Source organism: Paenibacillus rhizoryzae, from assembly GCF_059686995.1.
On record NZ_JCAALT010000001.1, the window covers coordinates 149,179 to 162,375 of the forward strand.

Consider the following 13,197-nt stretch of genomic DNA (forward strand, 5'->3'; position numbering starts at 1 on the left):
CCGCTTACACGGCTTGCAACTTCAAATCGCACTTGTTATAATGAGAACAAATGTTCTTATGCGCAGTGCTTGGAGGGGTCAATATGGCTGTAGATATGGTGGGTTCTTCACCGCCCGTTCAGATTGGCAAGGAGCTGGAATTAGTGAAACGCTACGTGCTGCTCGGTATCGTGAATCAAATTCTCGACCACGATATTCGAATCATTGGCGCCACACCTACGAAGCTGCCAAGGCTTTATGAATCGATGATTCGGGGGCTCCAAGATCGGGTGCTGCTGGAGCTGGCTGCCATGCGTAGACAATTTCGGGACAGCGGCATCGGCGTCGACAAGGAGAAACGGAGTACGGCAGGCCTCTGTGCAGCATACAGCTGCATGGGCTATCGACATTCGTTCTCGATGCCTTGGACCTTCGTTAAGGCGGAATCCGAGCGGCTGTTGAAGAACTACTTGACGAAGTGACGTTCATCATTTTGTCAAAAAGCCGAAAAAAGTTTATTTGCAGAAGCGGTTTAAGGTTGAGAAGAACGGACGATCTTATGTAATATAGGGAGTAGACATTTGATGAAAAGGGGAGCAAGAAGCAATGCATAAGTGGATTATGTTTATCGTTTTCGCAGCGGCTTCGGTTTTGGGCGTATACTTGCTGACTACTCAGCTTCCGGGTAAGCCGGTTGACGAGGCAGCGTCATTGCCGCCGGGCGTTACATTAATGAAAGTGGAAGCTTCCGCTGACTTCGTATTCGACAAGAAAGAATACAAAGTAAAGACAGGCGATAAAGTTAAGATCAAACTGATTAACAAAAGCGGACTTCATGGTCTGGCTATTCCTGATCTGGGTATCGACTTGCAAGGCGATAAGATGGAGCAAGAAGTTGTATTCGATAAACCGGGTAAATATGAGATGCACTGCGCCGTTATGTGCGGAACAGGCCATCAGGATATGAAATCCGTTCTAATCGTTGAATAACAAGCAAAAAGGAGCCCGCTAACGGCTCCTTTTTATCATTATCACTCCATTAGTCATACGAGCGGCGACGGCCTCTGCGGCTTCGCCCAACTGCATAGTCGCAGATGAAGCCGAGCAGCGCCCAGCTGGCAATCGTAAGCACATACATGAGGTACACGTTAACCTCATGTATGTCCACGATCATGTCTGTAATCCATGCAGGAACGCTGAACATGAAGAACACCAGATTGTGGGGATCATAGCCTGTGGAGTTATAAAGGCATAAAGCGACGCCGATAAGCGTTGCTGCAATCGTTACCGGATAGCGCATGCGTTGAATCTCCTTTACTGGAAGATTGCCGATAGTCGGCACCTTGGGTTATTATGTGACAAAAGGATGCTTTGCATCCCATTCCACTCTCGAAGGAGCGAACTTATTATGATAACGCATATCGTATTGTTCAAATTGAAGGACGGCAGCCCGGAAAGCGTTGCTCGTACCGTTCAAGTGCTCAAAAATATGGAAGGCAAAATCGATGAGCTGCTGTCCATTGAAGTAGGGACTGACGTTCTGCACTCGGAACGTTCGTATGACATCGCGCTTATTACGAAATTCGGATCCATGGACACGCTGGCGGCTTATCAGGTTCATCCGATACATAAAGAAGTGATTGCGCATATCACGGAGGTTCGCGAAGCAACCGTATCCGTGGACTTCGAGAGCTAAGAAAAGGGTAAAGGGCGATTTAAATCATGGGTGATGTATTTGAAATGATGACGTACCTGATCGTCGTGATCATCAGTGCGATTGTCATGACGGTTTGGCTGAAACGGAAAGCACGTAAGAACAAGAGGTAATTACGGAACAGGGGTTTTGCAGGTATGTATTATGTGAACCGCGAGCAGCTGGCTGTGCGGCTGTCAGTCATTCCGGAAGTAATAGCTGCGTTAACGCAGCTTAAGCAGAACTGGGACGGCAGCTTGCTTCAAGGGCTTGCACAGGAGCGCGCATTGCATTTAGCAATCGAAACCGTGACGGATATCGGAAGCTATCTGATTGACGGATTTATTATGCGAGATGCGAGCAGCTATGAAGATATTGTTACGATTATCGAAGGGGAGCGCGTGTATCCGGCAGAGCTGCAGGAAACTCTTCTTGAGCTCGTTCGGCTGCGCAAACCGCTCGTCCAGGATTATTTTGAATGGAACCGGGCTGAACTCCATCCCTTAACGACGCAGCTGCCTATGACGTTGTCCGCATTCAAATCCGCTGTGGAAGCGTATCTCATCCAAGAGCTGGGCAGTTAGCTGCCGGCGGCTGTTGTCGATTTACGAAACGGCGAAAATGCGTTACAATGACGACATTAGAACGTGCTGAAGTGCCGAAGGTGGTGAGGGAATGGAACAGGATGGAACTCCGATGAGTATGCAGAAGGAGCCGTTATTCAGGCTGGAAGGCTCGACAAGGCAAACCGTGCTTACGCTGCTCAAAACAAACGGACAGATGAATGCCGGTGAGCTTGCGAAACATCTGCAGATTACAGAAATGGCTGTACGCCGCCATCTAAGCACGCTTGAGCGGGATGGTCTTATTGCGCCGACTATTGTGCGTCAGGCAATGGGGCGACCGACTCATATGTTTCGTCTAACGGAGCAAGCCGAGCTGTTATTCCCGAAGAACTACCATGTTTTCGCACTGGACTTGCTGGAAGAGCTGGAGGACGATCCGGAGACGGCTATTATCGTTGACCGATTGTTCGAAGGCCGTAAACGCAAGCTGATCGAACGCTATGCCTATCGCATGGATGGGAAGTCGCTGGAGGAGAAAGTAACCGAGCTTGCTTCGATTCAGAACGAGGGCGGCTACATGGTTGCGCTCGAGAATGACGAGAACGGCCTTGTGATGCACGAATACAATTGTCCCATAGCGCAGGTCGCGAATCGCTATCAGCAAGCCTGCCAATGTGAGCTGTCATTATTCCAGCAGCTCCTTGGAACGGACGTGGAACGAACGGAATGTTTGGCTAAAGGCGGCGGCAAGTGCAGCTACCGAATAGCCGGTATTTAAGCATAAAGAGGTGTTAGGAGATGGTCCTAACGCCTCTTTTTTTTTCGTGTGTTGTGTCAAAACAAGCCCATGCTGGGTATTATGTCAGTAAGTAAATGGGCATTAGCCCGCTAGGCAGTACGTTAGGAGGTGTCCGCTCATGGATTCGATATGGCTTGAGGGAGTAGCAGTTGCAGCGTTCGTCGCGTTGGTAATTGGGATTTTGCTCTGGCTGCGATCCGCGGATCGTAAGCTGGGGAAGCTGATTCAAACGGCCGAAGCGATGGAGCATTATACGCAGCATGCGGCAGCTCAGGTGAGTGCGCTGATGGATCCGGTGACCGCAACCGTCAGAACTGTGCAGAAGCAGCTGGACGGCATGTCCAAATTAGCCGAAGCGACAAAACGAATTGGCGATGCGGCGAATCAATTGTCCTTCACCGTGAACCGGGTTTCCACAGACCTGAACGAAACGGTGGAACGGCATGCTGCAAGATCAGGCGAGAAAGTGAAGCATGGCATCACAGAAGCGCTTGATTGGGCTGAGGTAAGTTATGCGGTGTGGCAGTTTTGGCAAAACAAACGGAAAGATAGCCGCTCCTCTGCATGCTCAAGCTATGACCAAGGGCAGGATACTACTAACTAAATATACAGTTGCTATGCTGCTGCGCGTACGAAAGCAGCGCAAGCCGCTGTACCAAAGGAGTGTATTGAAGATGGCAAAAAGCAGTGGAAAAAGTTTCTTGTTTGGTGCAATTGCAGGTGGCGTAATTGGTTCCGTAACAGCTCTGTTGCTTGCACCTAAATCAGGTCGCGAGCTTCGTAAAGATATCGCAGACGGAACACAGGTTGTTTCCGAGCACACCGTTCGTATTGCCGGTCAAGTCGGCGACTCGACGACCCGTATCGCGAAACAAGTGGGCAGCGGCGTAACGGTAGCTGCAAGCAAAGCGAAAGAAACAGCAAGCTCGGTCATGGACAATGTTCGCAGCTGGCGCCATGCAGGCAAAGAAGAAGTGGCTGAAGTGCTGGATGATGCCGGAGACCTTGTGCAAGAAGCCGGAGATGCAGTACATGATAAGGTTGAAGAGCTGACGCAAGACCGCAAAGAAGAGCTTCAAACGATCAGCTAATTGATCGCAAGTGATGGTTGAATAATGAAGAAGGCTTCGCTGCATGAAATCATGCGGCGAAGCCTTCTTTTGTTGCAATACTATTTGAAGTTTCGAGCGTGCAGGCGGTACTCGGAAGGCGAATAGCCGAATGTTTTGCGGAACTGTTTGGAGAAATAGAGGGCATCGGTGTAGCCGACAGACGAAGCGACCTGGTCGATCGACAGGTGATACTGCCCATTCAGAAGCTCCTTCGCTCGCTCCATCCGTACCTTGAGCAGAAATTGCATCGGCGACACGCCGGTTACTTGCTTGAACATTTTGGATAAATGCGTCCGATGGTAGCCTAAGCTTCGCGACAAATCCTCGATTGAAATCTGCTGTGCATATTGATAGGACAACCAGCGAACCGCCTGTTTAATTTGTCTGTCGATGTCGGATACGATGGCGATGGAATTAAAGGCCAGATTGCCTGCATTAAGTAGCCCAAGCTCCTTCAGGAAAATGCGCAGCAGCCCGTTTGCTTCCAGGTCGGCAAGCTCCGGAAACGGAGTCGATTCAAGCGTGCCTCGGATTTTGCGGTAAAGCGCGGCAAGCGGACGAACATCATCCGTGTGCACGATGGGGCGTGCCGGGGAGAAGCCGAGAGTCAGCAGCAGGTGCTCGGAGATATGGCCTTTGAAGGCGACCCACATATAATGCCAGGGTTCTTTCTCATCGGCTCTATACGTGAACAGCTCATCCGGAAAAATAATAAAGGTGTCGCCTTTCACGCACGAATAACGGACGCCGTCAATCTCGAAGGTTCCGCGGCCCGACAGAACGGTGTGAATGAGATAGTAGTTATGGACAGCCGGTCCAATGAAATGGCCGCCAACCGGCTTGCCTTCCCCGCTGAAGAGCAGCGATAATTCGCCTTGAGCCGGCTGCGTATTATTGTAATCCGTAAATTTATAGTGATCCGAGGTGCGGTACAGACTATCTTGCTTGCTGCTTGTCTTCGGCATCGTGAAAGCCCCAATCCTTATCGTTTCAGTAGGATAATTGTAGTTCAAAAAACTACAAATGTACATATAAAACATGCTTTATTTCCTACTCAATCCGTTATTCCCTGCACTATAGTAGAGAAGAGAAGAATACATTAATCCGCTTACATGGCGGACCATTTTCAAGGAGGATACGATGCCGAAAATTACTTTTATTGGCGCAGGAAGCACTGTGTTTGCGAAAAACGTACTAGGCGATGTATTGCACACACCAGCACTTCAAGGATTCGAAATCGCATTGTTTGACATTAACCAAGAACGCTTGTCCGACTCCGAAACGATGCTGAACCATATCAAGAATACGTGCGGAAGCACTTCAACTATTAAAGCGTACACGGACCGCAAGGAAGCGCTTCGCGGTGCCAAATTCGTCGTTAATGCGATCCAAGTTGGCGGCTACGATCCTTGTACCATTACGGACTTCGAAATTCCGAAGAAATACGGCTTGCGCCAAACGATCGCGGACACTGTAGGGATTGGCGGTATTTTCCGTAACCTGCGTACGATTCCGGTCATGCTTGATTTTGCTAAGGATATGCAAGAAGTATGTCCGGACGCGTTGTTCCTCAACTACACGAACCCGATGGCGGTTCTGACGAACGTCATGAACACATACGGCGGCATCAACACAGTTGGCCTTTGCCATAGCGTTCAGGTTTGCGTCGATCACCTCTTCTCCAACCTCGGCATGGATATGACGGGTGTTAAATCCAAAATCGCCGGTATCAACCACATGGCTTGGCTGCTTGAAGTTTCCAAAGACGGCGTAGACCTGTATCCGGAAATTAAACGCCGTGCGCGGGAGAAACAAAACGAGAAGCACTGGGACATGGTGCGTTACGAAATGATGCTTAACTTCGGCTATTACATTACCGAATCGTCCGAGCACAACGCCGAGTACCACCCGTACTTCATCAAGCGCAATTATCCGGAGCTGATCGAACGCTTCAACATTCCGCTGGATGAGTACCCGCGCCGCTGCATCGAGCAAATCGGAAACTGGAAGAAGCTGAAGGATGAGCTTGTTCGCAATCCGGAGCTTCAGCATAAACGTACGCATGAGTATGCGTCGTACATCTTCGAAGCGATCGAAACGAACGTTCCGTTCAAAATCGGCGGTAACGTCATGAATACCGGCTTGATCACGAACTTGCCGAAAGAAGCTTGCGTAGAGGTTTCCTGCCTTGTTGACCGCAATGGCGTAACGCCGACATTCGTTGGCGATCTGCCGCCGCAATGCGCTGCGCTGAACCGCACGAACATCAATACGCAGCTGCTCACGATCGAAGCTGCGATTACAGGCAAACGCGAGCATATCTACCATGCGGCGATGCTTGATCCGCACACAAGTGCAGAGCTGTCGATGGATGACATCAAAGCAATGTGCGATGATCTGATCGAAGCGCATGGCGACTGGCTTCCATCGTACAAATAAGTCGAAATTAAAGACAAAGCCGCTCCGGCTGCATGAGCAGATTTAGATGCTCATGCAGTAAGAGCGGCTTTTTTCTTTATTTTCCAGCTACACCTTGGCATGGCGGCGTTTGTTGAACCTTGTCTGGTTTTGCGCTAAGATGTAGGTACCTTTTCTTCATCGTATTCATATTCTATTGAAGTCCTGCCAAAACGTTCAAGAAAGCGGTGTGTCTGTGCAACAACCGATCGCAATATTGGATTCTGGTGTAGGCGGTTTAACAGTCGTCAAAGAAGTCATGCGCCAGCTTCCCCGGGAAAAAATCATGTATTTCGGCGATACCGCCCGTACCCCGTACGGCCCGCGGCCCGCTGAAGAGGTGACTCGGTTTACTAGGCAAATCGTTGAGTATTTAATCCAATATCGTCCGAAAATGATCGTCATTGCCTGCAATACGGCAACGGCTGTCGCCCTAGAGGATATCCGCTCCCGTGTCGCTATTCCGGTAGTCGGTGTGATCCATCCCGGCGCCCGCGCTGCGAACGGCCGCACACAAACAGGGAAAGTCGGTGTCATCGGTACGGAAGGGACGATTCGCAGCAGCGCCTACGAATATGCGCTTAAGCAGCTATCTCCGAACATTGAAGTGATCAGCTTGGCTTGTCCGCGGTTTGTTCCTCTTGTCGAACAAGGTAATTTCCGCTCGAGAGAAACACAAGAAGTGGTGGAATCGTCACTGGCACCGCTGAAGAAACGCGATATCGATACGTTAATTTTAGGGTGTACCCACTATCCGTTCTTATCCGATACGATTGCTGCGGTAATGGGCAGTGATGTAACGCTGATCAGCTCCGCGGATGAAACCGCTCGCGAAATCAGTACGATCCTGCATGATCGCAATCGATTGACGCGCGACGGAGATATTCCCGTGCATCAATTCTTCTGCAGCGGAGATCCGCGCATGTTTAGGAAGATTGCCCAACAATGGTTAGGTGAGCAAATCGAGCTAACGCCCGTCGTGTGGCAGGTGCCCAATATCGTATAGATGTTCCGCCAACAAACCGGAGCCGTCTCCCTCAGTCAGATGACAGGGACGGCTCTTTCCTATGAATTGGCATGCCGGGCAGCGGAGCGGCATAGCATGTGACTAGACCTATTCAGAGGTGAGGTGATCACATGCTGCATCCTTATGTTGTTCAAACCGGCGATACGCTGCTGCGGATTGCCCGCAGTTTTAGAATAAATCCCGAAGCGCTGTTAGCTGCCAATCCGCGCATCCTTGCGAGCGAACGATTGAAGCCCGGGCTGCTGCTTGCCGTACCCGCACAGCCTACGGTCACTTATCGGGTAAACGCTGGCGATACGCTGCTGCGTATTGCAGCTCTTTTTGCTGTTTCCACCCATGCGTTGATAGCGGTGAACAGCCATATTGATCTTACGTTATTACAGCAGGGTCAGCTAATTAGCATTCCGGTTGGAGGCTCCTCGGACCGCATAGTGGATGGAAGCGCTGAGTATGGCGCTAGGGAGCTCATGAAGGACATTGAGCAGCTTCAGAACAGCTATCCATTTCTGCTGTCCAGACGAATTGGGCAAAGCGTCATGGGCAAGCCAATTACGGCGATTCGTCTTGGCGAAGGGCCGGCCAAAGTGCATATCAATGCAGGCATGCATGCAAATGAATGGATTACAACGCCGCTCTTAATGGCATTTGCAGAGGACTTGGCACAGGCTGCAGCTGCCGGGAATCGGATTTGCGGCGCTGATATTAGGTCGTTGCTGCGTCAGGTGACGTTGTGGCTCGTACCGCTCGTAAATCCGGATGGAGCGGAGCTTGTCCAAGAAGGCATGAGTGAGGAACATCCGTATTATCATGAGCTGCTGGACTGGAACAAGGGCTCAACTCGATTCACGAAGTGGAAAGCGAACATTCGCGGCGTAGATCTGAATGATCAATTTCCGGCCTTCTGGGAAGTCGAAGCGGAGCGGCGCGATGCGGCCGGGCCGGGCCCGCGGGACTATCCCGGCTCGCAGCCGTTATCAGAGCCGGAGGCACAAGCGCTCGCCGCCTTTACCGGGGAAGAGCAGTTTGACCTCGTCGTTGCGCTGCATACGCAGGGGCAAGAGATCTACTGGAACTACCGCGGCTATGAACCGCCTGCCGCGGAGCTGCTTGCTGCGAGGTTAGCCAAAGCAAGCGGGTATAAAGCCGTGAAGCTGACAGGCAGCGATGCCGGATATAAGGATTGGTTTATTCAGGATTACCGGAAGCCGGGCTTTACGGTAGAGGTTGGTTATGGGGTGAATCCGCTGCCGGTCTCGTCGTTTCACGATCTGTATGACGAGGTAAGGCCATTGCTCATTACTGCCATGGAGGCGGCCATTCCGGATATGTTATAATAGGCGGAAGAAGGAGGCGGTTCCCATGAGGAAGTTGCTTTCGCTCCGCCACTGGCGGACGGTGTTTGTCCGAATCTACCGCTTGCTCACGGCAAGGGAAGTTCGGCTGATGGACAAGCTGCTCTACGTAATTCCTGTGCTGATTTACTGGGTAATGCCTGACGTGCTCCCGTTTCTGCCTATCGACGATATCGCGGTTACGATGATTGCCGCCGAATGGTACACCCGATATATGGAACGCAAATACAGCAATCGATTGAGATAGCGGTTGAACAATGTTCCTTGTTTCTTTACAATAGGGGAGATGAAGGAAAAGAAGGAACGCCGGATTTACGGTAAACGGCTGCATCCATAAATAAGGAGATGAATCGACGATGAATTGCAAAATTACGCGCAACGCCGCGAAAGTGCTTCGTGAAGAAGTGGACAAGCCTGAGAACGAAGGTAAATTTCTGCGTATTTTCATTACGCATTCGCACGGTGATCATGCCCACTATGGCATGAAGATGGACGATGCAACGGACAATGACGAAATCATTGAGACAGATAAAGACATCAAGGTTGTTCTGGAGAAAGGGGTTGAACTCCTGGACGGTGTCAGAATCGACTATTTCTACGTGCCTCAGGAAGGCTTCATGATTTCCAACCCGACTAAAGGCAACCACGGCGACCATTAATTCGTAAACGGTTAGGGAGAGAAACATGGCAAACGATATTATCATTTGCGATAAATGCAAACATACGCGTACCAAGACCATGCTATCGAAGCTTGAGCAGATTGCACCTGGTACGGAAATCAAAGTTGCATGCAAATCGTACTGCGGTCCATGCTCGAGGTTTGCGTTCATTTTCATTAACGGCCGCTATATTACGGCTCCGACTGAGGATGAATGTATCGAGAAGGCACGCAAATATGTGAAGAAATAAGAAGAAGAACCCCTGGCAGGCTTCATCAAGTGAAGCTTGCCGGGGGTTCTTTGTTTCATGCAGGTTATGGATTCAGCATCGACTTGACTAGGTCATGCTCGATCACGAGATCTGATGCTTCAAGCTCAAGCCTAGCAGCCGCTGCCCCTGCAGTGCAGGCACTTGGATCCGTGAGCGCCTCACCGGTAGTGAAGGCGTAACACTTACTGTGCTGAGGTAATCCATCCTCGGCCGGCAGGTAGAGGACAGCTCCGTCCGTGAATGCGCCGTTTCGGAAAACGATCCGTTTCTGATGCTGCTGCATATCCGGCTGTGCAGTAATGAGCGGGGTTCCGATCATCGTTTTATCGGCGCTGGAGATCCCGAGAAGATGGAGAACTGTCGGTGTAATGTCCAGCTGCCCGCCAACTTGCTCATAAGTACCGGCCCTCTCGTCATGGGGCAAATGCACGACGAACGGTATCCCTTTTAGAATCCGGAATTGTTCGGTTTCGTTTAATGGATGACCGAGGAACGATTCGAAAGGCTCCCATTCCCGGATGGAATTATCGTGATCGCCATAGAACATGAAGATCGATTGATCCCACAAGCCGGCTGCTTTCAGCTCATCCACCAGGCTGCCAATTGCAGCGTCGACATAGTGAACAGCCTCCAGGTAGTCGCCGAAGATGGTATTCTTGAAGGGGCTAACATCCAATGTCTGCGCGGATTTCGGCAGCTGGTAGGGATGATGGCTGGATAGCGAAATAAGGAACGAGTAGAAAGGCTGCTTCTCGTTTTTCATCCGATCCACGGACTGTTTAAAGAAGGATTTGTCCCCCAACGACCAACCGATGGGTTCATCGATTCGATAGGCGTTTTTGCTGAAGAAGGTATCGTATCCTAAACGGTCGTACATCATATTACGGTTCCAGAAGCCTCCGTCATAGGCGTGAAAGACGTTGGCGGTATATCCGTGGTCTTTCAACGTTTGCGGCATACTATCGTAGTCATGCTGTGCATAACGGATGAAGACAGAGCCGGTAGGTAGCGGTTGAAGGGACACATTGGCGGCTAGGTCGGCATCCGATGTGCGCCCCTGCGCAGTTTGATGATAGAAGTTGCGGAAATAAATGGATGATCCCAGCAGTTTATTGATGTTCGGCGTTACCTCGACGCCGTTCAGCCGCTGGTTGATGACGAAGCTCTGAAAAGCCTCCAGCTGAAGCAGGATGACATTCTTGCCTTTGTATTTCCCGAATAAAGCGTCGGATTCGAGTGTTTTGCGCTGGTCTGCGCGGGTTTCGAACCATTGTTTCGCTTCGGCTGTCTGCTCGGCCGTAACGGTGTTGTTTTGGAACCAATGCTCATTCGCATAGCGATACAGATCATAACCATGGAAGCCGAGGACGCCGGTCACATTGTACAGGGATAGATTCCACCAGTTGCCCGTGAAGAGCTCCGCGGCCCAGGTCTGCTTCGCTTTATGAACGGGGACGTAGACAAGCATGAACCCGACTATAAACGCGAGAAGTCCTACGGTCAAACGACGAAAAGCGGTTCTGAGCCGATTCGGTTTGATGAAAGACAGCTGCGCGCTGTCGCTTCGGTTTCGACGCCTCTGCATCCGCATTCGGTAGAAGGTATAGATGGCAAGGGGAAGCAGCAGCAGCCAATCGGCGAAAAACCACAAATCTACGCCTTTGAGCAAAGAATCGATGCTCTCTCCGAGTGCACCGACTTGTCCGGCCTGCATCAATACGGGTATCGAAATAAGATCCTGAAAGTAGCGGAAGTAGATGAGATCAGAGTAGATGATAGCCGTCAGGATAATGTTTAGTGCAATTAGCGCGATCCTTCGTCCCTTTGGGGGTAACCATAAGGTCCAGAAGGACGTAAGCGCCAGTGTTCCGGCCGCAGTCATCAGATCATCGCGGTTCATAGCCATGTTCGGCACATGAACGAGTCGGTCGAACAAGATTAGCTTAAACAGCATGAGTCCGATGAAGAGCAGCGGCTCAAGCGCGATTAGGAGGGGAATAGCATAAAACGACGTCCGTTGCCGGCGCCGTTTTATGCTTCGAGAAGGTATATTCATCGAGTAGTTGTTTCCTTTCACAGCAGCTACGATTTGGCAGGACTGTCCGTTTTGTTGCGTGGAGGGAGCGGTCCAAAATACTGATAATACGTACATTCAATGCGGCCGTTGAATAGCTTGCGCTTCTTATCCGCCTTGCGGCCGATCGTATCCTCGAACGTGCGGGATTGCGTCAAAGCGAACATCGACCATGTCGGGATATAGAGAGAGCTGAGGCCAAGCTGCCTAATCGCTTTCTCTGCTTCGTCCTCGTCGCCGAGCCTTGTACCGTAAGGCGGGTTGGTGATGATGCAGCCATAGTCGCCTTCCGGCTTCACGCGGGAAACCGCCATCTGCTGCAGCTTGATCTCCTTCGCGAAGCCGGCTTTCTTCACGGCAGCCTCTGCGATTTCAAGTGCGCGCGGGTCGATATCCGAGCCTGTAATGTGAAGCGGGACGTTGTCCTTCACCGAGTCGAAAGCTTCCTCGCGTGCTTGCTCCCAGAGTTCTTCCGGGATAATGGACCAGCCTTCGCTGTTAAACGTACGACGTAGTCCAGGCGCGATGTTCCATCCGATCATTGCGGCTTCGATCGGAATAGTGCCGGAACCGCAGAACGGATCATACAGCGGGCGTTCAGGGCGCCATCTGCTGAGCAGCACCATTGCCGCTGCCATTGTTTCTTTGAGCGGTGCTTCAGTAACGAGTTTGCGGTATCCGCGCTTATGCAGACCGGGACCGGTAGTGTCCAGAGTCAGCATCGCCATGTCATTCAGCAGCCAGACTTCAATGACGTAGCGCTGTCCGTTGTCCTCGTGGAACCACTCGGTACCGTAAACCGATTTCATTTTCTCGACGATCGCTTTCTTTACGATACTTTGGCAGGCAGGCACGCTGGTCAGCTGCGACTTATGCGAGCGTCCTTCCACGGGAAATTCAGCGTCCTCGGGAATCCAATCCGGCCAATTGACCGCCTTGGTGCCTTCGAACAATTCTTCAAACGTTCTGGCAGGAAATTCCGCCATCTTAATCAATACGCGGTCAGAGGTGCGGAGCCATAGATTGGCGCGGCAAATATCTGCCAGACCACCCGTAAAAATAACGCGTCCGTTCTCCACCTTCTGATCCGTATAGCCAAGATCCATTAATTCGCGTGCGACGACCGCCTCCAGCCCCATAGGCGCTGTTGCAATCAGCTGCAGTTTGTCCATTTGTGTATCACTCCGCCTTCACGACTCCGGTTGTTT

The 13,197-nt window shown here is 51.1% G+C and carries 17 protein-coding genes; 13 read left to right on the forward strand and 4 right to left on the reverse strand.

Annotated elements, in window-relative coordinates:
• Nucleotides 1-83: 83 nt before the first annotated feature.
• Entirely contained in the window at nucleotides 84-461 is a 378-nt protein-coding gene (locus tag AC6ESO_RS00570) for a YhjD family protein (RefSeq protein ID WP_494816894.1), read from the forward strand.
• A gap of 124 nt (nucleotides 462-585) precedes the next feature.
• Nucleotides 586-969 (forward strand): cupredoxin domain-containing protein, encoded by a 384-nt coding sequence (locus AC6ESO_RS00575; RefSeq protein ID WP_497089733.1) that lies wholly within the window; start codon nucleotides 586-588, stop codon nucleotides 967-969.
• A 49-nt stretch (nucleotides 970-1,018) separates the two neighbouring features.
• Here the strand turns inward: AC6ESO_RS00575 and AC6ESO_RS00580 are convergent, their stop codons facing one another.
• Nucleotides 1,019-1,279, reverse strand: a complete 261-nt coding sequence (locus AC6ESO_RS00580; RefSeq protein WP_494816896.1) for a hypothetical protein — start codon at nucleotides 1,277-1,279, stop codon at nucleotides 1,019-1,021.
• Nucleotides 1,280-1,387: 108 nt separating this feature from the next.
• Here AC6ESO_RS00580 and AC6ESO_RS00585 point away from each other — a divergent pair, with 108 nt between their 5' ends.
• From AC6ESO_RS00585 to AC6ESO_RS00605, 5 genes are all read left to right on the forward strand, one after another.
• Nucleotides 1,388-1,675 carry a Dabb family protein gene (locus tag AC6ESO_RS00585; RefSeq protein WP_497089734.1) on the forward strand — a complete coding sequence of 96 codons (288 nt, stop codon included), beginning with the start codon at nucleotides 1,388-1,390 and terminating at the stop codon, nucleotides 1,673-1,675.
• A 155-nt stretch (nucleotides 1,676-1,830) separates the two neighbouring features.
• Nucleotides 1,831-2,256 (forward strand): DUF86 domain-containing protein, encoded by a 426-nt coding sequence (locus AC6ESO_RS00590; protein WP_497089735.1) that lies wholly within the window; start codon nucleotides 1,831-1,833, stop codon nucleotides 2,254-2,256.
• 91 nt (nucleotides 2,257-2,347) lie between these two features.
• A complete protein-coding gene (locus tag AC6ESO_RS00595) occupies nucleotides 2,348-3,016 on the forward strand; it encodes an ArsR family transcriptional regulator (protein ID WP_494816899.1) in 669 nt (222 codons plus the stop codon).
• Nucleotides 3,017-3,155: 139 nt separating this feature from the next.
• Nucleotides 3,156-3,641: a hypothetical protein gene (locus AC6ESO_RS00600; protein ID WP_497089736.1), complete on the forward strand. Its 486-nt coding sequence runs from the start codon at nucleotides 3,156-3,158 to the stop codon at nucleotides 3,639-3,641.
• Nucleotides 3,642-3,711: 70 nt separating this feature from the next.
• Entirely contained in the window at nucleotides 3,712-4,128 is a 417-nt protein-coding gene (locus AC6ESO_RS00605) for a YtxH domain-containing protein (RefSeq protein ID WP_497089737.1), read from the forward strand.
• A gap of 80 nt (nucleotides 4,129-4,208) precedes the next feature.
• Here AC6ESO_RS00605 and AC6ESO_RS00610 read toward each other — a convergent pair whose 3' ends face one another.
• Nucleotides 4,209-5,114: an AraC family transcriptional regulator gene (locus tag AC6ESO_RS00610; protein WP_497089738.1), complete on the reverse strand. Its 906-nt coding sequence runs from the start codon at nucleotides 5,112-5,114 to the stop codon at nucleotides 4,209-4,211.
• Nucleotides 5,115-5,289: 175 nt separating this feature from the next.
• Here AC6ESO_RS00610 and AC6ESO_RS00615 point away from each other — a divergent pair, with 175 nt between their 5' ends.
• The 6 genes from AC6ESO_RS00615 (at nucleotide 5,290) to AC6ESO_RS00640 (ending at nucleotide 9,894) form a co-directional block, all read left to right on the forward strand.
• Complete coding sequence (locus tag AC6ESO_RS00615; protein WP_497089739.1) at nucleotides 5,290-6,588, forward strand: alpha-glucosidase/alpha-galactosidase; 1,299 nt, start codon at nucleotides 5,290-5,292, stop codon at nucleotides 6,586-6,588.
• A 214-nt stretch (nucleotides 6,589-6,802) separates the two neighbouring features.
• A complete protein-coding gene (racE, locus tag AC6ESO_RS00620; protein WP_497089740.1) occupies nucleotides 6,803-7,612 on the forward strand; it encodes a glutamate racemase in 810 nt (269 codons plus the stop codon).
• A gap of 131 nt (nucleotides 7,613-7,743) precedes the next feature.
• Entirely contained in the window at nucleotides 7,744-8,967 is a 1,224-nt protein-coding gene (locus AC6ESO_RS00625) for a M14 family zinc carboxypeptidase (protein WP_497089741.1), read from the forward strand.
• A 25-nt stretch (nucleotides 8,968-8,992) separates the two neighbouring features.
• Nucleotides 8,993-9,232, forward strand: a complete 240-nt coding sequence (locus tag AC6ESO_RS00630) for a hypothetical protein (protein ID WP_494816906.1) — start codon at nucleotides 8,993-8,995, stop codon at nucleotides 9,230-9,232.
• A 109-nt stretch (nucleotides 9,233-9,341) separates the two neighbouring features.
• The gene (locus AC6ESO_RS00635) at nucleotides 9,342-9,644 is read left to right on the forward strand and encodes an iron-sulfur cluster assembly accessory protein (RefSeq protein ID WP_494816907.1); all 303 of its coding nucleotides are present in this window, start codon (nucleotides 9,342-9,344) and stop codon (nucleotides 9,642-9,644) included.
• A gap of 25 nt (nucleotides 9,645-9,669) precedes the next feature.
• The gene (locus AC6ESO_RS00640; protein WP_494816908.1) at nucleotides 9,670-9,894 is read left to right on the forward strand and encodes a DUF1450 domain-containing protein; all 225 of its coding nucleotides are present in this window, start codon (nucleotides 9,670-9,672) and stop codon (nucleotides 9,892-9,894) included.
• A gap of 64 nt (nucleotides 9,895-9,958) precedes the next feature.
• Here AC6ESO_RS00640 and AC6ESO_RS00645 read toward each other — a convergent pair whose 3' ends face one another.
• Entirely contained in the window at nucleotides 9,959-11,971 is a 2,013-nt protein-coding gene (locus AC6ESO_RS00645; protein ID WP_497089742.1) for an LTA synthase family protein, read from the reverse strand.
• 26 nt (nucleotides 11,972-11,997) lie between these two features.
• Entirely contained in the window at nucleotides 11,998-13,161 is a 1,164-nt protein-coding gene (locus AC6ESO_RS00650; protein ID WP_494816910.1) for a THUMP domain-containing protein, read from the reverse strand.
• Between the last annotated feature and the right edge of the window lie 36 nt (nucleotides 13,162-13,197).